Below are 23,229 nucleotides of genomic sequence, written 5' to 3'. Positions count from 1 at the left end.
GGGCCGTGGCCCGCCACTGGGATTACGTGGTTACGGCGTGGTGTCGATGCGGCTTAGCGCAGCTGCCACAGTTCCGGGTGATCCTGGTAGCGCCCGCCGGCCGGGGCCGGGGTCCAGATCACTTGCTGCACATTCTTGGCGAAGCCGCCGAAACGGTTGGCGCTCCACAGGGGGATCCATGGCAGTTGCGCATTCGTGATGCCGCAGGCATCGCGGTACAGAGCCGTGCGCTTGGCATCGTCCGTCTCCAGCTGGCCCGCGTCGAGCAGGGCATCGAGCTGCGGCAGCTTGACGCGCATGCGGTTCACGCCCTTCGGTGGCGCATACGCCGAATGCAGCATCGGCGTCAGGGCGCTGGGGTCAGGACCCACGCCGCCGCCCGCGAAGACCATGCTGAAGCGGTTCGCATCGACCAGCTGGCCATAGGTGGGGCTGTCGACGAAACGGGGCTTGATGTTGATGCCCACTTGCGCCAGCATCGATTGCAGGCTGGCGATGACGTCTTTCGACACCTGGTCGCCGTAATAGGTCAGCAATTCTACTGGCTGGCCCTTGCTCAGCTGCTCCCAGTTGGCAGCGGCCAGCAGGGCTTTGGCCTTGGCCGTGTTGGTTTCATACTTGTCCAGCTTGGCCGGCTGGAATTTCGGCAGGGTCAGCGCGCAATTGGCGATGGTGGCGCTGTTGTTGTAGATGCTCTTGACGATGGCAGGGCGGTCGATTGCATATAAAATCGCCTGGCGCACGCGCACATCCTGGAAGCGCGGATCGCTGTGGTTGACGCCCAGGTAATTGAGCACGTGGGACGGGCCGGAAATTACATTGAAAGCCTTGCTGGCCTGGTTTTCCTTGACCTGGTCCATGGTCAGATAGGTAAACTGGATTTCATCCGAGGCCAGCGCCAGGGCGGCCGCGCTGGCATCCTTGAAGTAGCGGTTGATCAGCTTGTCGAGCTTGGGCTTGCCCCGGTAGTAATCGGCGTTGGCGGTCAGTTCCACGTACTGGTCGGGCAGGTATTTGCTCCATTTGAAAGGCCCCGTGCCGACGGGATTTTTCCACCAGGCGGCGTTGCGCAGTTCGGTGATGGGCACGCTCATCAGCAAATGCCGCGGCACCATCATGATGCTGGTAAAGGCGTCAGGCAAGGTCACGTCGGGGCGCGCCAGTTCAATGACGACGGTATTGGCGTCGGGCACCTTGACGGCGCTGATATCGGCCAGGCGGGGAGCGAAGACACTGGCCAGCTCGGGGCTGCGGATCAGGTCCAGGGTGAACTTGACGTCGGCCGCCGTGAAGGGCTTGCCGTCGTGCCACTTGACATCCTTGCGCAGCTTCAGGGTCAGGGTCTTGCCGTCCTTGGCATAGGTCCAGCTGTCGGCCAGGTCGCCCGAGATCTTTTGCAGGCTGACGTCATACAAGGTCAGGGTGGAAAAATACTTGTTATAGAAGCTGAAACCTGCGGCCGCCGTCAGCGGATTGAATTTCTGCGCGTTGCCCGATGGACCCACATCGAATGCGCCGACGAATACCTGGTCGGCGGCCTGGGCCAGGCCTGACAGGCTGGTGAAGGCGGCCAATGCCGCAGGAAGCAGATACTTGACGGAAATACGGGACGCAAACATGGGTTTCTTACCTCTATATGATAAACAAGAAAAGGTTGGGCCAGATGCTGCCGGCCTTACGCGGTGTCTTTCGGATAACGTTTGAAGATGGAATCGAAATGCTGGGTGTAGGCCTGCAACAGGCCCGCAGCATCTTTGTTTTCCAGCATTTCCACGATGGCAATATGGTCGCGCGCCGTCGCTTCCATGGCCCAGGGGTCCAGCTTGGCGGCAGTGGAGGCCTTGTGCATATTGTTAAACACGTTCCAGAACAGGTCGATCAGGGCCAGCAGGAAGCGGTTGTTCAGGCAGGAATACATTTCCGCATGGAAGGCACGGTCTTCGGCTGGAAAACTTTCCTGCGCCAGTGCCTTTTCCAGCATGGTATCGGCCAGTTCGCGCAGTACGGCGATACTCTTCGGCGTGATATTTTTTACCACGGAAGGAATCGCGCCGATTTCCAGATACGTACGCACGTACAGCAAGTCCGTGATCTGGTCGTCATTGGCCACCATCGAGTACGGCAGGTTGTCGAGGATGGAATCGAAGGAAAACGCTTTCACAAAAATGCCCTCGCCGTGGCGCGACTCGATCACGCCCAGCGATTCGAGCGCCTTGACGGCTTCGCGCAGGCTGGGCCTGCTCATGTTGAGCTCTTCGGCCATGCGCGCTTCAGGCGGCAGGGCGTCGTTGGCCTTGAGGTTGTGTTCCTCGATGAATTCCTTGATTTTGACTTGCGCGTGGCGGTAAGCCGGTATCTTTGTGACCATTGTTTTCTCACTAATTAATCAGGGTACGACACGGTATCACGGCAGGAGCCATCTGATAACGTTATTGACAAGGTTTCCAGGGTGGCGCTACCCGTATCGGTATCGCCGCCCACGAGCAGCAGGCTTTTTCCCACCTGGAAGGACAAGCCGTGCGCACGGGGCGCCGGCAGCATGCCCAGGCTGCGCCATTGCTGGCCGTCGAAGTAATACAGTTCACGGCGCCAGGTCTTGGCCAGGCCCGCATGGGCATGGAGTTGCTGCTGCGCATAGTTGGCTTGGGCCCCAGGAAAGTTGGTGCCGCCGGCGATCACGGGAATACGGCCGCACAGGCCTCCAAAGGCAGCCGCCACGCCTTCCTGCGGCACGCCGGCCTGTGCCTCGGGCAAGGCGGCCGCATCCCAGCCGCTGCCGTCCGGCCGTGCATGCCATGCCAGCGGCGTGCGCAAGCCAGGCTTGATTTCGCCACTGGCGATGATGGTTGCGGCGTCGGCGGTGATGGCCACGGCGCCGCAGGTGCCGGGAAACGGCAGCGTGCCCTTGTCCTGCAGCGTAACAGTGAGCGGATCGAAGCGCCACAGACGGCGGTTCCAGTCGAAGGCGGCGACCGGGCGCGTCATGTAGCTAAGCAGCAACTGGGACCGCTCGGCGTCGCCGGCCGCCGCGTGGGCCTGGCAAAAATCGTCAAATTGCGTGCGGTGGTAGCCGCCGGAAAGCAGGATGGCGCCGTCCTTTTGTGCCAGGGCGGAGGCGCCCAGCAAGCCCAGCGGCAGCTTGATGTCCAGCTGCTGCCAGGTGTCAATCACGCTATCGTAGCGCCAGACGGCATCGGACTGGCGGGGGCTGTGGCCGGCGGGCGTGATGCAGCCGCCAAGGACGAATATAGCATTACCGCTGGCGGCGCAGGCGCCGCCGCTGGGCGCTGCGCCGGGAAAGTCCGCCAGGCGCTGCCAGCCGGTTGCGCGCTGCGCCGTATCGAGGCGGTACCAGGCGCAACCAGCGCTGCCCAAGCCGGCGTACAGCACGGTATCGAGCATGGCGCCGGCCGCTTCGCGCAGGGGCACGGGGAAGGCGGGCCAGGAAAAATCAAACTGCGCGGTGATCGTTGTAGCGGCTGGCTGAAGCATCGTCAATGTTCTCGGCTGGGCTGTTGCGGTTACGAATGACTGAACCGATGAAGCAAGTATTGCAGAGTAAGATATCAGATGTCAAACAACTTGTTTGGGTAAATGAAAAAAGTTGCAAAAAAGTTGCAGCGAGATGAAAAAACGAGGAAGGAAAACTGCTAGTGCGGGGCGGGGGAAATGCCGGCCAGGGTGTATGGCGCCTGGCCGGAGCGGCGAGTCTTAGCGGTAGAACGCTTCGACATTGCCTTTCAATTTGATTTGCAATGGACGGCCGCGGCGGTCGAGGGACTTGGTCGAAGCAACCTTGATCCAGCGTTCGCTGATGCAATATTCTTCCACGTCAAGACGTTCCTTGTCGTTGAAGCGGATGCCGACGTCGTTCTCGAACACGGCTGCAACGTGGTAAGGGCTGCTAGGGTCGATCGACAGGCGATCGGGCAATGGGGGTAAGGTGGTGGTATCGTTCATGGGCGTAATTATCACCCAGAATGCCGATCCAGACAACGCTGTTTGTTACGGGCTTTGTTGTGCGGCATGCCCTGGCAGCGGCGACTAGACTGCAGCCAGGGCAGCCGCCTGTTACATGGCGGCATCACCCGCGTCAGGATTTGTCGTCCTTTTTGTGGCTTTGACGGCCAGTTTCCATGTGCTTCTCATGCGCGCCACCGTGCGAGCCGCTGCCCACTCCAGATTGTTCGCTGCCGCCTTTGGCCGAGCCCGATTGCTTGCTGCCCGCTTGCTGCGTATCAGACTGCTTGCTGCCCGATTGTTGATTCCCGGGTTGCTGCTTGGTCGATGGGGTGCTGTTCTTGTCCTTGCTGTTCGAAGTCATGATCGTTTCCTCTATGGTTGAGACAGGGTGTGGATAACAATCCGCGTCAAGAACGGATGGATCCGCGTAACATCCGGCGCAGGGCAGGCTTGCGCGTGCCGCACCGTTGAGGCCATTGTCCCTGCCTGTGCCGGGCTTAACCATCGGGACACGGCGTGTGTGCACGTAGGAAAACTCCCGCATGGTAGGCAACCATTTCTAGCCAGTACTATTTCTTCACATCACAAATGCCGCGTCTGCTGTGGCGGCAAGTCCCATTCGTCGTGCAGCCCATCGACAAAGGTGACGGGCACGCCTGCCAGTTCGGCGTCGCTGACACCGTCGAGGCAGCTGACGCTGATGCCATGGAAGGGGCCACGGCGGGGCGAGACGCCCTTGCCGAACGGGCGCACGCCGCAGCGCTGGCAAAAATAGTGGTGTTCCCGGCGTGCGCCGAATTGATATTCGCCCAGCACCTGCGCGCCCGCCAGCAAACGAAACGCGCTTGGCGCCACCATGGCCGACCAGCAGCGTAGCTTGCGGCAAAACGAGCAGTTGCAGCGCAGCGTGGGCGCCGACAGGTCGAGCTCGGCCTCGAAGCGCACGGCGCCGCAATGGCAACTGCCCTGATAGGTTTTCAGCATGGCACGGCTTTCCCTTGATTAATATCAAGTAGATAATATCAAGCAGAAAACGTTTTTGATAGCCCACGATAGCCCGCGCGCCGGCTGCCAGCAAAAATAATATTGGTTTCCTTTTGCATAATACGGATGCATGAGTGGCTGGAAGAATAACTTCCCGACCGGCAAGACTGTCGTTGACGTTGATGTTGACCTTGATAAACAGGTATGGGATGCTGCACCTCCGCCAGATCCAGCCGAAAGCATATCTTGAACCCACGCTTCCCCTCTGCCTTGCTCGTCATGGCGCTTGCCGCCGCAGTGTCTCCTGGCGCCTTGGCCGCCACTGCCGCACCCACCAGCGCGCAGCAGGCATCGCGCACGGAGCAGGACATTGCCGCCTTCGTGCGCAGCGAAATGCAGGAGCGCCAGATTCCCGGCCTGCAACTGGCCGTCATACACCATGGCAAGGTCGTCCTGTCGCGTAATTTTGGCCTGGCCAGCGTGCAGTACCAGTTGCCGGTGACGGACGCCAGCCTGTTTTCCATCAATTCGGCCACCAAGGCGTTTACCGGCGTGGCCGTGATGCAACTAGTACAACAGGACAAGGTGGATCTGGCCGCGCCGATAGGCCAGTATCTGGCAGGGCTGCCGCTGGCCTGGCAAGCGGTGGCGGTGACGCAGCTGCTCAACCATACTTCGGGCCTGCCCGATGTGCTGGACCAGCGCAGCGGCAAGCTGGTAGGCCCGAAGCCGGACGATGCCGATGCGGCGTGGCAAGCCGTGCAGGCGCTGCCGGTGGAGGCCCAGCCGGGCCAGCGCTACCGTTATAACCAGACCAATTATGTGTTGCTGGCGCAATTGATCGAGCGCCAGAGCGGGCAATCCTTCGTGGACTTCATCCAGCACGGGCAATTCGACGTGGCCGGCATGGCGCACAGCGGCTTTGGCGATGCGAAGGACGTGGTCATCAACAAGGCCAGCTCGTATGTGCTGGGCGGCGGCAAGGGCTACCGCAACGTGATCGAGGATTTCCCCGTTTTCATGCGCGCCGGAGCCGGCATCAACAGTAATGTGGGCGAACTTGCCAACTGGCTCATCGCGCTGCAGACGGGGCGCTTGCTGGCGCCCACCAGCGTGGAACGCCTGTGGCAGCCGACCAGCCTGAACGATGGCAAGCCGGCGCCATGGGCGCTGGGCTGGCCCACCATCGGCCGCGATGGCCACCGCGCCGTGGCCGGCATCGGCGGTGCCCGTTCGGCCTTTTATGTGTATCCGAACGACGATCTGGCCATCATTATCCTCAGCAACCTGGCCGGCGGCCAGCCCGAACAGCTGATTGACAGCGTGGCCAGCTTTTATCTGCCCGCACTGCGCCAGCAGCGCGCTGGCGCGTACGCCGTACACCTGCTGCGCCAGAACCTGGCCAGCACCGGTTTCGATGGCCTGGCCGAGAAACTGGCCGCCATCCGGCGCCAGCATGGTCTGTCAGCCCCATCCGAAGGTGATTTGAATGCCTGGGGCTACCGCCTGCTGGCGCGCCAGCAGCCAAAACAGGCCATCGCCGTGCTGCAGCTTGCCGTGCAGCTGACGCCGCAAAGCGCGAATGGCCACGATAGCCTGGCCGAAGCGTACGAAGCGGACGGCGCCACGGCCCTGGCCATCACGCACTACCGCCGCTCGCTGGAACTGGACCCCGGCAACGCGCACGCCAGCGAGCGCCTGCGCGGCCTGGCGGACGGTTAAGTTTGCAGGTTCAGCACGGCGTCGATCAGTTCGCGTTCATTGTAGGGACTGTCCGGCAGCACGATATCGGGCTGCAGCAGGACTGGCGTGGCCGCGCCGGACGGGCGCTGGAACAGCAGGCGCGGCACGCCCAGCTCCAGGCCGCTGTTGGGCAGCACGAAATTCTGCGTGCCGCCGCTTTGGCGCGTGCGCGCCTGGCCCGCCGCTCCCACCACCTTGCCAAAACCGAAGTCTTGCATGACATTGCTCAGAAGTATGGATGAAGAATACGTGCGGCGTCCCACCAGCAGATAGGTGTTGCCCGAGAAGTGCAGTGGGTCGTCCAGTTGCGGCTGCTGCCAGGAGCCGATCTCTCCATCGATGACGTCGCCCAGTTTTTCGCGTGCGCTGTCGCGCCCCTTGATGACTTTCTTGCGGTAGGTCGAAGCCCAGCGGTAGGGCTTGTCGGCGATATAACGCAGCACGCCATCGATCCACATGTCATCGTTGCCGCCGCCATTCGCGCGCACATCGATCAGCAGGGTTTGCACGCCTGTTTTGCGCACCTGGCGGAAGGCGTCGGCCGTAAACGTTGTGAATTGCCCCTTGTCCCGCCAGCTGAAGGTGTTGAGGGTCAGCAGCGCGGCCTTACCGGGCAGCAGCTCGAAGCGGAATTGCTGGGCGAAACTGTCGTTGCCGGCCAGATAGGCGGGCAGGGTGGCAGCGCCTGCGACCGTCAAGCGCTGGCCGTCATCGAACTGCAAGGCATACTGTGGCGTAGCCCCCAGCATCTTCCAATACATGAATGGCCAGCGCAGCGACAGCAGGCTGGCGCGAAACGCGGCCGTGTCGCCGTGGCTGCGGGCCAGCAAGTCGGCGACGATACCGCTGGCCGGCGCGCTGTTGATGCTGGTGATGCGCGCGCCTTGCAGCGGCGAGGGCGCACCACCGAGCTGCGCGCGGATGCGCAGGCCGCCAGCGGCGTCCAGGCTTACTTCATATGGAAAGAAGCGGCCGCCCGCCTCCAGGAAGGCCTGGCTTTGCGCCAGCGGCCCGGCTGGCGTGATGGCCAAGTGGCCATCGGCGTAGAGGGGATTGAGCATGGCCAGCAATCGCCAGGCCTGGTCTGGCGACATCGGCACCTGCATTTGCTCTGCGATGTACTCGTAGGCTTGCCTCACGGCGGCGGGATCGGCGGAAAAGCCCGGCTCCGGGTGCGTTGCAGCAATTGACTCCTGGATGAAGCGCAAGTCGGCGCGCAACTGCTCCGGCGTTAGCAGGGGCGTGGGCTGGGCCAGCGCCAGGGGCGCGCAGCACAACAGGATCAGGCAGGCTAACAGGCGTTTCAGGCGTTTCATTGCATCCTTCCGGGGGCTCAGCGAAAGATGTACTTTAATCAAGTTGGGCAGATTTCGCCACCCATCTGCGACGGGCGGCGGAATTTGCATGCCAGAGAGCAAGATCAGGCGACAAGGTGCGGGCGACCTTGCTGGCCATGCTCGGCCCCATGCATGGCCAGATAGCTGGCCAGATTCTCGTCGGCGATGCCCAGGGTGCGCAAGACCTGGGCCGTGAAGCTGACAGGCGCCGTGCCGGGTGCCGTGATGATGCGCTGGTCGGCCACGGCCCATGGCACGTCCTGGTACAGGGCGGCGCCCGCGTAGCCCGTGTCGGCCAGGTTCCCAGCTGAATTCGAGGTATGGCGCACGTTGTCGAGCACGCCAGCCTGCGCCAGCACGCGGGTGCCGTCGCAAATGCCGGCCAGCACGATGTCCCTGTCCCGCGCGGCGCGTAGCAGGGGGCCGAGATCGGGCGCCTTGCCGCCTTGCCAGCTGCTGCCGCCGCAGACCAGCAGCAGGTCGAGTGCATCGAGCGCAATAGTTTCCAGCGCCAGCTGTGGCGTGACCAGCATGCCGCCGGACGAGGTCACGGGTAAGCCGCCCGGCGTGGCAAACTGCGTGTAGAAGCCGTAGTACAAGCGCGCGGTGGAGTTGAGCAGGGCGGTTTCCCAGTCGGCAAAGTTCTCGGTAAGGATGGTGATGGCGCGTGTCATGGCAGTGTCCTGTTGTTTGGGGGCATGGCCCGGGCCCACTGGCCCGGAAGTGGCGAAAGCATAATAAAAGGCACTGACAGTTTCTGTCAGGAGCGCGCAAGCGCAGCGCGGCCGTACGGCGCGGCCCGCACGGCGTTGGCCGCACAGATAGTCGCGGGCAATGTATCGCCAAGAAATGATGATACAAGTTGCAATTGTTTGCGCTACAATCGCTGGCCCGTTCGCGTGGGCCACGCCAGACTATCGCCACTGATTGCTTACTCTTACTGCTCACAATTATTGCTGCCATGCTGATTCTGTTTTGCCGCGTCCTCTTAAGCATTGCTGGCCTGCTACTTTTCTTCCTCTTTGATCAGTTAAGCGCGAACGAATGCCTCAAATTGAGCGTCTTGCTGGCGGCCTTGCTGCTGGGCATAGGCGGCGTGCTGCACGCCTGGCGTTGCCGTGCAGCCAGCATTACCGTGCTGCTGCGTATCGTGGTGCCGCTGTTTTACCTCGATGCCGCCATCAAAGGGTTTTTACGCGGCTATTTTGGCATGCGGCCCAATCCGAATGCGGTTTTGCAGGCGATGTTTGCGACAGATCAAGCCGAAACGGCCGAGTTTTTCGTGCACAACGGCGCCGCCCTGGCGCAGGCGGCGGGCTGGTTTGTGCTGCTGACGGCAGCCGTGCTGCTGGCCGACCGCCAGTTGCAGCGCTGGCAGCTGGCCCGCGCCACCGCCGCGCCGGGCCGCGTGCAGAAGGGCGTTGCCGTCTTGTTGGCCGTGTTTCTCGTGCTGTTGCACGTCAATACCACCATGCGGCGTGAAAATCCGGCCCTGTTCTGGCCGCTACGCTACCAGCAATACAGCGCGCAGCTGGCCGCCATGAAATCCATGCAGCATGCGCTGACGGCGGCGATGGCCGCGCCGCGCGACTGGAACGTGCGCTATGCGGGCGAGGATGCCCGTACCGTCATCCTGGTGATCGGCGAAAGTACCAACCGCGCCTCGATGTCGCTGTATGGCTATCCACGCGCGACCACGCCGCAACTCGACGCCATGCGCTCGAAGTTGCTGGTATTTAATGATGTGATCTCGCCAGCGTCGAGCACGGTGGAATCGATGATGACGATGCTGACGCCTGCCGACATCGGCAACCCCGATGCCTGGATGGCCAAGCCGAATTTGCTGATGCTGGCCGAGGCAGCCGGCTACAAGACTTTCTGGGTCTCGAACCAGGCGCGCAACGACGGCTGGATCGGCTTGCTGGCGGGCCAGGCCGATGAAAGCGACTTCATCAATTACGGCACGGGACGCGGCGAAAACAATTTTGATGCCAACCTGTTCCAGCCGTTTGCCCACGCGCTGGCCGATGCGGCGCCGAAAAAGCTGATCGTGGTGCACCTGCTGGGCGCCCATCCCAGCTACGACATGCGCTATCCCCACCGGTTTTCATATTTCGACAACAAACAGGATGCCGTCAGCGCGCAGATGGCCAGTCAGGGCCGCTCCGCGTGGATACGCACCCAGCGCGACGAATACGACAACGCCATCCGCTATGGCGATTACGTGCTGGGCAGCCTGATCGGCATGGCCGACAAGGCCAAGTCCGGCCGCGCCGCTTCGCTGCTGTTTGTGTCCGACCATGGCCAGGAAGTGGGCTACAGCCGCAATCACGCCGGCCATTCCGCGTCGGACAAGAGCGGCTATGAAATCCCCATGTTGATCTGGAACAACCAGCAAGCGCCGCAATCGACGGCCGCGCGCGCCGCGCTGGAAAGCCGGCCCTACCAGACGGACAAGCTCGATGCGACCGTGCTGGGCTTGCTGAAGATCGAAACGCGCTATTACGCGGCGCATGACGATATCCTCAGCAGCACCTTCCTGCCCGTGCAGCGCTTCATGAATGGCTTGCAGTACCAGCGTGGGGCGCCGGTTCTTGCCCGCTGATATAGCACGCGCTGAAACATAGCACGCGCTGAAACGCAAAAGGCCCGGCCCCGCCGCAGTGAGCGGCGGGGTCGGGCCCTGGCATGACGAACGATTACTTCTCGGCGAACGCGCGCTCGACGACGAAGTCGCCTGGCGTCGAGGTATTGCCTTCCTTGAAACCGCGCTCTTCGAGCATCACTTTCAGGTCGCGCAGCATGTCGGCGCTGCCGCAGATCATCACGCGGTCTTCGGCCGGATTCAGCGCTGGCACGCCCAGGTCTTCGAACAGCTTGCCGCTTTCGATCAGCTCGGTAATGCGGCCCATGTTGCGGAAATCTTCACGCGTCACGGTCGGGTAATAGCGCAGCTTGTCGCTGACCATTTCGCCCAGGAACTCGTGGTTTGGCAGATGCTCGACCAGCAGGTCGTGGTAGGCCAGCTCATCGACCTGGCGCACGCCGTGCACGAGGATCAGCTGGTCGAAACGCTCGTAGATGTCCGGATCGCGCACGATGCTGAGGAAAGGCGCGAGGCCGGTGCCCGTCGACAGCATGTACAGGCGCTTGCCGGGCAGCAAATAATCGGACACCAGGGTGCCCGTCGGCTTGCGCCCGACGATGACGGTGTCGCCCACTTGCAAATGCTGCAGGCGCGACGTCAATGGGCCGCCCGGCACCTTGATGCTGAAAAATTCCAGATGTTCTTCGTAATTGGCGCTGGCGATACTGTAGGCGCGCAGCAATGGCTTGCCATCGACGCGCAGGCCGATCATCGTGAAATGGCCATTCGAGAAACGCAGCGACGGGTCGCGCGTGGTGGTAAAGGAGAACAGGGTATCCGTCCAGTGGTGCACGCTTAATACGCGCTCTTCATTCATCGAACTCATAGTGTTTGTTGGCTGGTCAAAAAAATGGTTAGTTGCTGGCAACTGCTGGCAAAAGTGAAACCCTGTGTAGGCCCAGACGCTATTGTACTGGCCTCCACACGAAATTGTTACCGTCTATCACCACCATTGCTGCCGCACACGGTGCCAACATTATAGTGCGAATGGCAAGGCGGGGCTGGAATTGACCGCGAAACGGGCGCCTGGCATGCCGACACTTGACCTGGCTCACTTTTTAGGCGGCGCCGCCGTGCCGCAGCGCTGGCAGATGCAGGCGCGGCCCCGTTGTGCCGCCGGTACGCGCTCGCGCGCGCCGGCATCGATCTTCTGCGCCTGGCACCAGCACGGCGTGGCAAAGCTGCCAGATAGCGCCGGCGCGCAGCCATTCGGGCCGCTGCACAGGGGGCAGTGGTGTTCAGGGGCGGGGCGTTTCTGGAGCATGGGCATCAATGGAGAAGGGCGGGTGCAAGCGCACCGCGCCGGGTGGTCGGTGACCAATTATGCCTCACAGGTCAAGGAGTGCGAAACTGTTGGCCGCTACGGAGCGGGGCAGGCGAAGTCTTGCGTGTATGATATTGCCAAACAGAATTGTCGGGCATCTGTCATCGTCAGGCTGCGTTTTTTTTGCGCCTTCCGGCCCACAGCGAAAGGTAATGATGATGTATAAAACAGTGCGTGACATGTTCCAGCATTTCAAAGAAGCCGTGCCATTCCGGCTGGTGCCCGCCCTGATTTGCACGGCCTTGCTGGTGAGCATGCTGCTCTTGCCGGCGCCGGACGGCTTGACGCCCAAGGCCTGGGGCCTGGTGGCGATCTTCCTCACGACGATTCTGGCGATTATTTTAAAAGTCATGCCGATTGGCGTGATGGCCATGATGGCCATCGTCATCGTCTCGCTGTCGCAAGTGACGTCGACTTCGTCCAAGGGCGCCATCACGGATGCGCTCAGCAGCTTTTCCAATCCCCTGATCTGGCTGATCGTCGTGGCGATCCTGATTTCGCGCGGCTTGAAAAAGACCGGCCTGGGCAGCCGCATCGGCCTGCTGTTCATCTCCCTGCTGGGCAAGCGCACCATCGGCATCGGCTACGGCCTGGCGATTTGCGAACTGGTGCTGGCGCCATTTACGCCCAGCAACACGGCGCGCGGCGGCGGCATCGTCCACCCCATCATGAAATCGATCGCCAATGCCTTCGATTCGGACCCGGCCAAGGGCACGGAAAAGAAAGTCGGCACCTATCTGGCCCTGGTCAACTACCACGCCAACCCCATCACGTCGGCCATGTTCCTGACAGCGACGGCACCCAATCCCCTGGTGGTCGATTTCGTGGCCAAGGCCAGCGGCCAGAGTTTTCATTTGAGCTGGACCACCTGGGCCCTGTGCATGCTGCTGCCGGGCCTGGTGTGTCTGCTGGTGATGCCCTTGATTATCTACTGGCTCTCGCCGCCCGAGCTGAAAGCCACGCCCGACGCCGTCACCTACGCGAAGGCGGAACTGCACGGCATGGGTCCGTTGTCGCCATCGGAAAAAGTCATGCTGGGCACGTTTGCCTTGTTGCTGCTGCTGTGGGCGAATGTGCCGGCCATGCTGTTCGGCCCCGCGTTTTCGCTCGATGCGACGGTGGTCGCCTTTGTGGGCCTGTTTATCCTGATCATCACGGGCACCATCGACTGGGACGACGTATTGTCGGAAAAGAGCGCCTGGGACACCCTCGTGTGGTTCGGCGCGCTGGTGATGATGGCCGAGCAATTGAACAAGACGGGCGTCATCGCCTGGTTCTCGGCCGGCATGAAAGCTGCCATCGTCGCCAGCGGCATGGACTGGCTGCCGATTGCCGCCGTCCTGGTGCTGGTATTTGTCTTTTCGCATTACTTCTTCGCCAGCACCACGGCCCACATCAGCGCCATGCTGCTGGCCTTCCTGACAGTGGGCCTGCACCTGATTCCCGCCCAGTACCATGTGCCCTTCATGCTGATGATGACGGCCAGCTCGGCCATCATGATGACCCTGACCCACTACGCCACGGGCACGTCGCCCATCATCTTCGGCAGCGGCTTCGTGACCATGGGCAACTGGTGGCGCGTCGGCTTCATCATGTGCGTGGTGGAACTGCTGATCTTTGCCGTCATCGGCACCACCTGGTGGAAAGTGCTGGGCTACTGGTAGCGGCTATGCTAACTCCTGATCATTCACCCTGGCGTGACTCCAGGCCCCTCAGGATAAGATCGATTCCAGCCAGAAAATCGATCCGGTCATCGTGAGTGGGCAACTGCTCGGCTACGCTGCGAGCAAACGGGTACTGATTAATATCAAGCTGGGTCCACATAGTTGCCACCGCGCCTAAGAAGTTGTATCTGTCGGTGCCTAGCGTTCGCGCGAACTGTGTGTTGGCCGCGTTCTGTCCAGCGACGCCAAGGATATAGTTCAACAACGTCGACACCGCTGCCCATTGTGCTTCGCCAGGCACGCCAAGAGCGCCAACCTGCTGGCCTAGGCGTTCAAGAATGCGCACCATGGGCAACTGTCCTGGGGCCTGTATGAGCGCCGAACCCACCCACGGATGCGCGTCGATCACGTTGAACATGCCTAACGCCAGAGCGCGAATCGTTGCCTTTGGCGTCACGCCATTGATGGTCGCCGTCATGGTGCGAGCGACAACAGTGTCGCATGCGGCGGTCAGCAGATCGCTTTTGTTGGCGACGTGCCAATAAATGGCGCCAGGCCCGGTAGCGAGCCGTTCGGACAGGGCTCGGAATGTCAGGCCGCTTTCGCCGCGGCTGTCCAAGATCTCTATCGATTCTGCAATGATGCGATCGCGGGAGAGTGATTCTTCCCGTCGGTGAGGGTTGTGTGCTTTTTTGACCATGCCACATCATGACATATCTTTGACAGCGCTTGACATTGATGGAATGTCGTTCCAGAATAATTGAACAATGTTCCATCGATGTCCTCGACGTTCCTGCGGCGGCGTCAAACCACGAAAGAATCAGGATGAATACTCCAATTACCATCATCGGGGCAGGGCTGGGCGGCCTCACACTGGCCCGTGTCCTGCATGTCCACGGCATCCCGGTCACAGTCTACGAGGCAGAATCCTCCTCGACGGCACGCGCGCAGGGCGGAATGCTCGACATCCACGACTACAATGGCCAACTGGCTTTGCAAGCGGCAGGTTTGATCCATGCGTTTCGTAGCCTCATTTTGGAGGGAAGGGAGGCAATACGGATCCTCGACCGCGACGGTAGCGTTTTGTTTGAGCAAGCCGATGAGGGGAAGGGTGCAAGGCCCGAGGTGCTGCGCGGCGAATTGCGACAGATGCTGCTCGACTCGCTCCCACCGAACACCGTCCGCTGGGACCACAAGGTCAGCGACGTACGTACCCTGAGCGAAGGTTGCCACGAGGTCACTTTCGTCGACGGCAGCACGCTTGTCACAAGTGTGCTCGTCGGCGCTGACGGCGCGTGGTCACGGGTCCGCCCCTTGCTCACCGAAGCCGTGCCCGAGTACATGGGCAGATCGTTCATCGAAACCTACTTGTTTGACAGTGACACGCGTAATCCGGCCGCCGCGAACGCCGTCGGTGGCGGGTCGCTGTTCGCGCTCGCGCCGGGGAAAGGGATACAGGCTCACCGTGAACGCGGCGGCACCCTGCACACCTACGTAGCGCTCTCCCAGCCGCAAGACTGGTTTGCCGCCATCGACTTCTCCGATGGCTCCGCGGCCACTGCGCGCATCGCGCAAGAGTTCGATGGCTGGGCGCCGGAACTCACCGCGCTGATCACCGATAGTGACACCGTGCCGGTGCTGCGCTCGCTCTACACGCTGCCTATCGGGCACCGCTGGAATCGGGTGCCGGGTGTGACCCTGCTTGGCGACGCCGCGCATCTCTCGGCCCCAAACGGAGAAGGTGCCAACTTGGCCATGTACGACGGTGCCGAACTTGGCAAGGCCATCGCAGCACATCCTGATGACATCGAAGTTGCTCTCGCTCAATACGAGCAGGCCTTGTTCTCGCGTAGCACCGAGGCCGCCAACGAAGGTGCCCAACTCCACCAATTGATCTTCGGTGACGACGCGCCCCACAGCCTGGTCATGGCGTTCAACGAACATAGGTAGCCTCCATGGGGGAAGGTGTGTATTGCTGTGGTCAAGTAATTCCGGACACAACGATAGGTTCGTGTGCTGCCATTTTCCGTTCATAGACGGTGGGGGGCAGATTGCCCAATGCTGAATTGATACGCTTGCAGTTGTAGAAGCCGACGATGTAATCGGTGATGTCGGCCTTGGCTTCGGCATGGTTGGCATATTGGCGCTGCCACACGCGCTCCATTTTCAAGTTCAGGAAGAAGCATTCGGCCACGGAGTTGTCCCAACAATTCCCCTTACGGCTCATGCTGCAGACGAAGCCATGCCGGGATGGCCATTCTGCTCAGCACTGTACTGCGTTAGCCAGCGCCGGATCGCAGTCTGGCCGATGTTCTTGGTTTCGCTAACGTTCTGGACGCTTTGGCCCTGTTCCTTGACCATCCGGATCACTTCCAGCTTCAGGCTGATATCGAACGTTCTACGTTTTTTTGTTGTCATGCTTCACTCCTCAGAAGATGGATTTTCCACCTATTGAGGTGTCCGGGCAAATTAGACCACAGCAGAACGCGTGCTTGACACTCAAAATTTTAAGCAATTTTGCCCTCATGTGAAAATTTTCGATCCAGATCAAAAATTCAAAAATTGGTTGGATATAGGCGCCCAATCTGTGTGCTACCGCACAGATTGGCAGACACGGTCCCTGAGAGACTAAAACGACGGTAAATCAAACAAGCTATTTAGGAAAATCCTAGAAAGTGGTGCCGGCCGGTATCGTCAATCAGCATCAACGACTAGGAGAAGAGTCATGGGTAGAATTATTGGGATCGACCTTGGTACAACGAATTCGTGCGTGGCCATCATCGAGAACGGTCAGCCGAAGGTCATTGAAAATGCAGAAGGCACCCGCACTACGCCATCGATCATTGCGTACCAAGATGATGGAGAAATCCTGGTAGGTGCGGCGGCCAAGCGCCAGGCCGTGACGAATCCCCAAAATACGCTATTCGCTGTCAAACGCCTCATTGGCCGAAAATTCGACGAAAAAGAAGTGCAGAAGGACATTGCGCTCATGCCGTTTCAAATTATCAAGGCAGACAATGGTGATGCCTGGATTAGCGTTCGTGACAAAAAGCTGGCACCACCGCAAATATCGTCCGAAGTACTTCGCAAGATGAAGAAGACAGCGGAAGACTACTTGGGCGAGAACGTGACCGAAGCAGTCATTACCGTACCGGCCTATTTCAATGATGCCCAACGCCAGGCTACGAAGGACGCAGGACGCATCGCCGGCCTGGATGTCAAGCGCATCATCAATGAACCGACTGCGGCGGCGCTCGCGTTCGGTCTGGACAAGAGCAACAAGGGCGATCGCAAAATCGCCGTCTATGACCTGGGCGGCGGCACTTTCGATGTGTCGATCATCGAAATTGCCAATGTCGAAGGGGAAAAGCAATTCGAGGTATTGTCGACCAACGGCGACACCTTCCTCGGTGGCGAGGATTTTGACCAGCGCATTATTGACTACATCATTGGCGAATTTCAGAAAATTAACGGCCTGGACTTGAAGAAGGATCCGATCGCCCTGCAGCGCATCAAGGCATCGGCCGAGCGCGCGAAGATCGAATTGTCTTCAGCTCAGCAGACCGAAATCAACGAGCCATACATCGCCATGGCAAACGGCGCACCGGTGCACTTGAACCTGAAGATCACTCGCGCCAAGCTTGAGTCACTGGTCGAGGAATTGATCGCTGCAACCATCGAACCGTGCCGCGTCGCCATCAAGGATGCGGGCGTGAATGTCACCGATATCGACGACATCATCCTCGTCGGTGGCATGACGCGCATGCCCAAGGTGCAGGAAAAAGTCAAGGAATTCTTCGGCAAGGAGCCGCGCAAGGACGTCAACCCTGACGAAGCCGTTGCCGTCGGCGCGGCCTTGCAAGGCTCGGTGTTGTCGGGCGAGCGCAAGGATTTGCTGCTGCTTGACGTCACCCCCTTGTCGCTGGGCATCGAGACCATGGGTGGCGTGATGACCAAGATGATCCACAAAAACACGACCATTCCGACCAAGTTCAGCCAGGTGTTCTCGACCGCTGACGATAACCAGCCCGCAGTGACCATCAAGGTCTACCAGGGCGAACGCGAGATCGCAGCTGGCAACAAGGCGCTAGGGGAATTCAATCTGGAAGGCATTCCACCGGCGGCACGCGGCACGCCACAGATCGATGTGTCGTTCGACATTGACGCCAACGGCATCTTGCACGTGGGGGCCAAGGACAAGGCATCCGGCAAGGAAAATAAGATCACGATCAAGGCTAACTCTGGCCTGACTGAGGCGGAGATACAGAAGATGGTCAACGACGCTGAAATCAACGCCGAGGATGACAAGAAGCTCAAGGCACTTGCCGAGATGCGCAATGCGGCCGATGCGCTGATCCACACGACCCGCAAGTCCTTGCTCGCGCATGGCGACAAGCTGTCGGCAGGCGAGCGCGACAGCGTTGAAGCGGCGACCACAGCGCTCGATACCGTACTTCAACATGCTACGCAGGCGGAGCTGGAAGCAAAGATTGCGGCGCTGTCGACGGCAGCGAGCAAGCTGGGCGAACTTGCCCGGTCCCAGCATCAGGCGCCGCGCGATGGCGCGCCTGCGTCAGCGGCGACCAAGCAAGGCGAAGACGTCGTCGACGCCGACTTCACCGAAGCAAAATAGGTCAGCGCGCGCCCTTGTGGGGTTTTTGGCCGTCGTTCTTGTGGCGCCCGGCGACCTCTTTTTGCTCGGCTTGCTCGCGCTTAGATTTGGCGTCGGTAGTTGAATCAGAATTAGAGGGAGCAGTTGGGGGAATTGCTGGGATGGTGGGACGTTGTGACATGATGTTTCTCCGAGGGGCGCTGCGCGTATGGGGCCGAGATCGGCCGTCGCAAGGTAGGCGAACTGACGTAGACGACCGTAACCGATTTCCACTCATCGTTCTGTGCGCTTACCCACATACGAAGCGACGCCTAAGCGGCCAAGCACACAGAGTGCGGCCGCCGACACGTTCAAGATGGTGCCAGTGCAAATTACTACCGGGAATAAAAATGATGACGCACACTTCAAATGAGCAGGGTAATAATTTGCGGCGGCCGAGTCGAGCCGCCGGAATGCTATTGCGTATGGCGGCATTGCTGCTGGCCACCGCTGCTCTGCATGGCGATGCGAGTGCGCAAGCCGCAGGCACGACCGCAGTGGTCAGCGTGACGCTAAGCCGGTCGGCCGAGCCCGTGCTGGGCTGGAGTGTGCAGCGTGGTTTGCTGGGCCGCATCGTGTATGGTGAACAAGGGCAGAAAATCGGCAAGGTGGAAGATGTGGTGGTGATATCGGCGCCGGCACCGTATGTGCTGGTAATCAGCGTGGGCGGCTTTGTCGGCCTGGGTAAGCACGTTGTGGCAATCCCCTTGGACGATGTGCTGGAGCAGGGCGGTCGCTTGGTTTTGCCGGGCGCCAGCAAGGCGACTCTCAAGGCGCTGCCTGTTTTTACTTATTCCAGCATGATGATGCTGCGCTCGCAGTTTATTCGCGACGCGACGGCGCAATTAGCCACGGCGAACGAACAATTGGTGCAGTTGAAAAAAAGGGCCGATGCCGCGACGGGTGCCAGCAAGACGGAACTAGAGAAAGGTAACGCGGCACTGCAGGCCGATATCACGGCGGGCGAGGACAAGCTGGCCGATTTGAAAAAGGCAGAGGCGGCGCGTTGGGTGCTTCTCAAGGAGGATGTCCGGCAGGCCATTGCCCGTATCAAGGCCGTCATCGTCCACACATCCGCCGAGCCGGCCCCGGATGCAGCCCCTCCACCCGCAGATGCCGATGCTTCCCGGCGACCCTAAGCGCGCTGACGTGGCGAGTCTGCGCGCCCATTCTTGTATTTCCTTTAACTAAGTGAAAGAGCAAAATGAAAACCGATATACAACTGCAATTGGATGTTCTTGACGAGCTGACTTGGGACCCATCGCTGGATGCGGCGAAAATCGGCGTCGAGGTACGCGATGGTGTAGTCACCCTGGCTGGCACAGTCGGCAGCTTTGCCGAGAAGTGGGAAGCAGAACGGGCCGTGCAGCGCGTCATCGGCGTGAAGGCGCTGGCTGTCGAATTGTCGGTGCGTCTGCCTGGCGCCAGTATACGCAGTGACGCCGATATCGCCCGAACAGTCGAGAACGTGCTGGCGTGGATGAGCAATGTCCCGGACGGCAGCATCAAAGTGATGGTGGAGGGCGGTTGGGTGACACTGAGCGGTATTGTCGAATGGGATTACCAGCGCAAGGCGGCTACGGCGGCGGTACGTTATTTGATGGGCGTGACCGGGGTGAGTGACTCCATCGGCATCGTGCAGCAGGTCTCGGCCAGCGCCGTACAGGACGCCATTGAGGCTGCCCTCAAGCGCGGGGCCTTGGCGGATGCGCGGCGTATCGTCATTGATGTATCCGGTAATAACGTAACACTGTCGGGTACGGTGCGCAATTGGTCCGAGAGGGAACTGGCCCAGCACGCGGCATGGGGAACGCACGGCGTGAGCACGGTGATCGATAATATTACGCTGGCGATATGATGTTGGGACGACATGCCGGTCGCATTGCGGCCACGTGGTCGGTGATGTTGTTCCTGGGCGTGCCGCTCTGGCCGCTGGTGGCGGTCGCGGCGCCGTTCGATCTGAACGTCGACCAGTGGCGCGAAAAATTCGTGCGCGAAGTGGATCATCGGCTGGAGGTACCCACGGCCGATCAGGCGCGCTATGTTGTTCTGTTGAAGCAGGCGCTGGCCGATGCCAATGTCATCGATGCGTCTGCACAGACCCTGTTGCTGGTGGATCGCAGTGCGCAGGTACAGGCCGCTTTTCTGATGCTGCATACGGCTGAGGATGCGTGGCTGTTCATCGGTGCCACGGCAGTATCGACCGGCAAGGTGGGTACCTATGATCATTTTTTGACGCCGCTGGGAGTGTTTCCGCATACGTTGGAGAATCCCGACTTTCGCGCCGAAGGCACACTCAACGAGAATCACATCCGTGGATATGGGCGGCGTGGCATGCGCGTGTTCGACTTCGGTTGGCAACAGGCACAGCGCGGCTGGGGCACCGGCGCCATCAGTCAGATGCGCTTGCAAATGCACGCCACCGATCCGAATGTGCTGGAAGCTCGCTTAGGCACTGTCGCATCCGAGGGCTGCATCCGCATCCCAGCTACATTGAATATTTTTCTGGATGCACACGGCTTGCTTGATGCGGTGTATGAGCAAGCCGTGAAGGACGGTCGCAGCTTGTGGGTGCTCAAAGCGGATCGCCAGACTATCGAATGGCCGGGGCAGTACATGGTAATCGTCGATTCGCTGGCTGAAGTGCGACCGGTATGGTCGCCCGCGCCCAAGCTGTAAAGCCGCTAAATTTGCCCTTATCACGCCAAACGAAAAATCAATGCGCTGTCTCATGAAATGCAAATCTGTCCCGGCGGGTGTGCTAAGCCCGACTTGCTCTCGAAAGCTGTCACCGCGTCATGCCGCCCTAACATTGCGCAGCCGAACGAGCTGCTGCGGCAATCGGATGACGTACATTGATCCAGGGAAAGGAGCGGATCACGATCACGACAAGCCACTACAACTTGCCTCTCAGGGAAAGGATGGATGCCATGTCGGAGCCGCAGGGCAGTGAAGGCCTGACAGCCGCGCAGGCCGCGCAGCGGTTGCTGACAAATGGGCCGAATGCCTTGCCCGCCTCGCGTCCATTGAGTGCAGGACGCCTGCTGCTCGATGTCGTTTCCGAACCGATGTTCCTGCTGCTGGTCTCCTGCGGCATCCTTTATCTGCTGCTTGGCGATCGCAATGAAGCGTTGATGCTGCTGGGCTTTGTTTGCATCGTCATGGGCATCACTTTTTTTCAGCGCAGGCGCACGGAGAGCTCGCTGAATGCGCTAAGCGACCTCTCCTGTCCGCGCGCCCTGGTGATACGCGATGGGAAACAGGAGCGCATCGCAGGCAGGGAGCTGGTGCTCGGAGACCTGGTGCTGCTTGCCGAGGGCGACCGCGTGCCCGCCGATATGGAACTGCTCAGCACATCGAATTTGACGGCCGATGAATCCATGCTCACGGGCGAGTCCGTGCCGGTGGTCAAGCATGGTTCCCTTGAAGCAAGCGGCAGTCCGGCCAGCCTGGTCTATTCAGGCACCCTGATCACGCAAGGCACGGCAAGCGGCCGGGTGATCGCCACCGGCCCTCACAGCGCGCTCGGTCGCATCGGTGCTTCGCTTGCCACCATGGGAAGCGAGCTGACGCCGATTCAATTGGAAACGCGCCGCGTCGTCAGGAATGTCGCCATCGGCGGTTTGTGTCTCGCCGCCGGCTTGGCATTCACCTATTGGTGGTTGCGCGGCGATGCTCTGCAAGGCCTGCTGGCCGGACTGACGCTGGCCATGGCGATCCTGCCCGAAGAATTGCCGGTGATATTGACGCTTTTCCTGGGATTGGGTGCCTGGCGCCTGGGGCGGGAAAGTATTCTGGCGCGCAGCATACCCGCAATCGAATTACTCGGCGCGACGACGGTACTGTGCGTTGACAAGACGGGTACGCTGACGGCCAACCGCATGGACGTGGCCCAACTGTGGTCGGAGGCCTCCGCCTATGATTGTCAAAGCAGTCAGGCCGGGGCCTTGCAGGAGGAGCTGCATGGATTGCTCGAGTATGCCGTTCTGGCAAGCCATCGGCGGGCGTTTGACCCGATGGAGTCGGCCATCGGCCAGACCGGCGCCCGCTTGCTGGCAAATACGGAACACCTGCATGCCGACTGGCAACTGATCGACGATTATCCGCTGTCGCGGCAAATGCTGGCCATGTCGCGGGTGTGGCAATCGCCGGAACAATCCGAGTTTCTGGTGGCGGCGAAGGGCGCGCCCGAGGCCATCATCGACTTGTGCCATTTGGCGCCGGCGCGCGCCGCCGCCATCGCGGCGCAGGTGCTGGCCATGGCAAACGGCGGTTTGCGCGTGATCGGCGTCGCCAGCGCCACCTTTGTCGCGCCACCCTTGCCTGACAACCAGCATGTCTTTGATTTTAAATTTCTTGGGCTGCTTGGCTTGCACGATCCGGTGCGGCCAGAGGTCCCCGATGCAGTGGCGCAATGTCACGCGGCGGGGATACGCGTGGTGATGATTACGGGCGATCATCCCGCCACGGCACGGGCGATCGCGCAGCAGGCCGGTATTGTCGGCATGGCGGGCGGTTTGATGTCCGGCGTGGAGCTGGCCGCGCTGGACGACACGGTACTACAGGCGCGCTTGACGGATACAGACGTCTTTTGCCGCATCGCGCCGGAGCAGAAGTTGCGTCTGGTGCAAGCTTTCCGCCGCCGTGGCGATATCGTCGCCATGACCGGCGACGGCGTCAATGACGCGCCCGCATTGAAGGCGGCCAACATTGGCGTTGCAATGGGCGCCCGTGGCACCGATGTCGCGCGCGAAGCGGCAGCGTTGGTATTGCTCAAGGATGACTTTTCTTCCCTGCTACTGGCGGTACAACATGGTCGCCGCCTGTTTGCGAATCTGCGCAAGGCCATCGTCTTCATCGTCGCGGTGCATGTTCCCATCGTTGGCCTGTCTATCCTGCCCGTGCTGCTGGGCTGG

The 23,229-nt window shown here is 60.6% G+C and carries 21 protein-coding genes and 1 pseudogene; 9 read left to right on the top strand and 13 right to left on the bottom strand.

Annotated elements, in window-relative coordinates; all coding sequences use genetic code 11:
* Positions 1-53 precede the first annotated feature (53 nt).
* The 6 genes from ACQ4W6_RS23630 to ACQ4W6_RS23605 form a co-directional block, all read right to left on the bottom strand.
* Entirely contained in the window at positions 54-1,619 is a 1,566-nt protein-coding gene (locus ACQ4W6_RS23630) for an ABC transporter substrate-binding protein (protein ID WP_436569604.1), read from the bottom strand.
* Between the two features lie 56 nt (positions 1,620-1,675).
* Complete coding sequence (locus ACQ4W6_RS23625) at positions 1,676-2,368, bottom strand: FadR/GntR family transcriptional regulator (RefSeq protein WP_436569603.1); 693 nt, start codon at positions 2,366-2,368, stop codon at positions 1,676-1,678.
* A 14-nt stretch (positions 2,369-2,382) separates the two neighbouring features.
* Positions 2,383-3,492 carry a YjhT family mutarotase gene (locus ACQ4W6_RS23620; RefSeq protein WP_436569602.1) on the bottom strand — a complete coding sequence of 370 codons (1,110 nt, stop codon included), beginning with the start codon at positions 3,490-3,492 and terminating at the stop codon, positions 2,383-2,385.
* 219 nt (positions 3,493-3,711) lie between these two features.
* Positions 3,712-3,960 (bottom strand): DUF3297 family protein, encoded by a 249-nt coding sequence (locus ACQ4W6_RS23615; RefSeq protein WP_436569601.1) that lies wholly within the window; start codon positions 3,958-3,960, stop codon positions 3,712-3,714.
* Between the two features lie 133 nt (positions 3,961-4,093).
* The gene (locus tag ACQ4W6_RS23610) at positions 4,094-4,324 is read right to left on the bottom strand and encodes a hypothetical protein (protein ID WP_436569600.1); all 231 of its coding nucleotides are present in this window, start codon (positions 4,322-4,324) and stop codon (positions 4,094-4,096) included.
* A 221-nt stretch (positions 4,325-4,545) separates the two neighbouring features.
* Positions 4,546-4,947, bottom strand: coding sequence for a GFA family protein (locus tag ACQ4W6_RS23605; protein WP_436569599.1), 402 nt, complete (start codon positions 4,945-4,947; stop codon positions 4,546-4,548).
* A 246-nt stretch (positions 4,948-5,193) separates the two neighbouring features.
* On the opposite strand from ACQ4W6_RS23605, the gene ACQ4W6_RS23600 reads away from it, so the two are divergent.
* On the top strand, positions 5,194-6,669 hold the full coding sequence (locus tag ACQ4W6_RS23600; RefSeq protein WP_436569598.1) for a serine hydrolase domain-containing protein: 1,476 nt from the start codon (positions 5,194-5,196) through the stop codon (positions 6,667-6,669).
* Here ACQ4W6_RS23600 and ACQ4W6_RS23595 read toward each other — a convergent pair.
* The gene (locus ACQ4W6_RS23595) at positions 6,666-8,006 is read right to left on the bottom strand and encodes a S41 family peptidase (RefSeq protein ID WP_436569597.1); all 1,341 of its coding nucleotides are present in this window, start codon (positions 8,004-8,006) and stop codon (positions 6,666-6,668) included. The two genes, ACQ4W6_RS23600 and ACQ4W6_RS23595, sit on opposite strands and share 4 nt — an antisense overlap.
* 104 nt (positions 8,007-8,110) lie before the next feature.
* Complete coding sequence (locus ACQ4W6_RS23590; RefSeq protein ID WP_436569596.1) at positions 8,111-8,701, bottom strand: DJ-1/PfpI family protein; 591 nt, start codon at positions 8,699-8,701, stop codon at positions 8,111-8,113.
* A gap of 380 nt (positions 8,702-9,081) precedes the next feature.
* On the opposite strand from ACQ4W6_RS23590, the gene ACQ4W6_RS23585 reads away from it, so the two are divergent.
* Complete coding sequence (locus tag ACQ4W6_RS23585) at positions 9,082-10,632, top strand: phosphoethanolamine transferase (RefSeq protein WP_436569595.1); 1,551 nt, start codon at positions 9,082-9,084, stop codon at positions 10,630-10,632.
* A 94-nt stretch (positions 10,633-10,726) separates the two neighbouring features.
* Here the strand turns inward: ACQ4W6_RS23585 and ACQ4W6_RS23580 are convergent, their stop codons facing one another.
* Positions 10,727-11,500, bottom strand: a complete 774-nt coding sequence (locus ACQ4W6_RS23580; protein ID WP_436569594.1) for a ferredoxin--NADP reductase — start codon at positions 11,498-11,500, stop codon at positions 10,727-10,729.
* A 225-nt stretch (positions 11,501-11,725) separates the two neighbouring features.
* Positions 11,726-11,938, bottom strand: a complete 213-nt coding sequence (locus ACQ4W6_RS23575) for a cysteine-rich CWC family protein (protein WP_436569593.1) — start codon at positions 11,936-11,938, stop codon at positions 11,726-11,728.
* A 218-nt stretch (positions 11,939-12,156) separates the two neighbouring features.
* On the opposite strand from ACQ4W6_RS23575, the gene ACQ4W6_RS23570 reads away from it, so the two are divergent.
* Entirely contained in the window at positions 12,157-13,662 is a 1,506-nt protein-coding gene (locus ACQ4W6_RS23570) for an anion permease (RefSeq protein ID WP_436569665.1), read from the top strand.
* A 19-nt stretch (positions 13,663-13,681) separates the two neighbouring features.
* On the opposite strand, the gene ACQ4W6_RS23565 is transcribed toward ACQ4W6_RS23570, so the two are convergent.
* On the bottom strand, positions 13,682-14,362 hold the full coding sequence (locus tag ACQ4W6_RS23565; protein WP_436569592.1) for a TetR/AcrR family transcriptional regulator: 681 nt from the start codon (positions 14,360-14,362) through the stop codon (positions 13,682-13,684).
* A gap of 125 nt (positions 14,363-14,487) precedes the next feature.
* Between ACQ4W6_RS23565 and ACQ4W6_RS23560 the strand changes: the two genes are divergently transcribed.
* Complete coding sequence (locus ACQ4W6_RS23560; protein WP_436569591.1) at positions 14,488-15,612, top strand: FAD-dependent oxidoreductase; 1,125 nt, start codon at positions 14,488-14,490, stop codon at positions 15,610-15,612.
* Positions 15,613-15,643: 31 nt separating this feature from the next.
* On the opposite strand, the pseudogene ACQ4W6_RS23555 reads toward ACQ4W6_RS23560, so the two are convergent.
* Both ACQ4W6_RS23555 and ACQ4W6_RS23550 read right to left on the bottom strand, forming a co-directional pair.
* Positions 15,644-15,907: pseudogene (locus tag ACQ4W6_RS23555) on the bottom strand (IS3 family transposase); the annotation flags it as partial.
* The gene (locus ACQ4W6_RS23550; RefSeq protein WP_436569664.1) at positions 15,886-16,023 is read right to left on the bottom strand and encodes a hypothetical protein; all 138 of its coding nucleotides are present in this window, start codon (positions 16,021-16,023) and stop codon (positions 15,886-15,888) included. The gene ACQ4W6_RS23550 and the pseudogene ACQ4W6_RS23555, both read right to left, overlap by 22 nt.
* Before the next feature lie 364 nt (positions 16,024-16,387).
* Between ACQ4W6_RS23550 and dnaK the strand changes: the two genes are divergently transcribed.
* The 5 genes from dnaK to ACQ4W6_RS23525 form a co-directional block, all read left to right on the top strand.
* The gene (gene dnaK, locus ACQ4W6_RS23545; RefSeq protein WP_436569590.1) at positions 16,388-18,295 is read left to right on the top strand and encodes a molecular chaperone DnaK; all 1,908 of its coding nucleotides are present in this window, start codon (positions 16,388-16,390) and stop codon (positions 18,293-18,295) included.
* 368 nt (positions 18,296-18,663) lie between these two features.
* Positions 18,664-19,452: a PRC-barrel domain-containing protein gene (locus ACQ4W6_RS23540; protein WP_436569589.1), complete on the top strand. Its 789-nt coding sequence runs from the start codon at positions 18,664-18,666 to the stop codon at positions 19,450-19,452.
* A 65-nt stretch (positions 19,453-19,517) separates the two neighbouring features.
* Positions 19,518-20,171, top strand: a complete 654-nt coding sequence (locus ACQ4W6_RS23535) for a BON domain-containing protein (protein WP_436569588.1) — start codon at positions 19,518-19,520, stop codon at positions 20,169-20,171.
* A gap of 44 nt (positions 20,172-20,215) precedes the next feature.
* Entirely contained in the window at positions 20,216-20,992 is a 777-nt protein-coding gene (locus ACQ4W6_RS23530; RefSeq protein WP_436569587.1) for a L,D-transpeptidase, read from the top strand.
* Between the two features lie 251 nt (positions 20,993-21,243).
* Positions 21,244-23,229: cation-translocating P-type ATPase (locus ACQ4W6_RS23525; RefSeq protein WP_436569586.1), on the top strand; the 1,986-nt coding region annotated here is incomplete at its 3' end.

Source organism: Janthinobacterium woesei (assembly GCF_051380875.1).
In the GTDB taxonomy this organism is placed as follows: Bacteria; Pseudomonadota; Gammaproteobacteria; order Burkholderiales; family Burkholderiaceae_D; genus Janthinobacterium.
The sequence above is the reverse complement of the archived record's forward strand: the minus strand, read 5'-3'. Positions and strand labels throughout refer to the sequence as shown.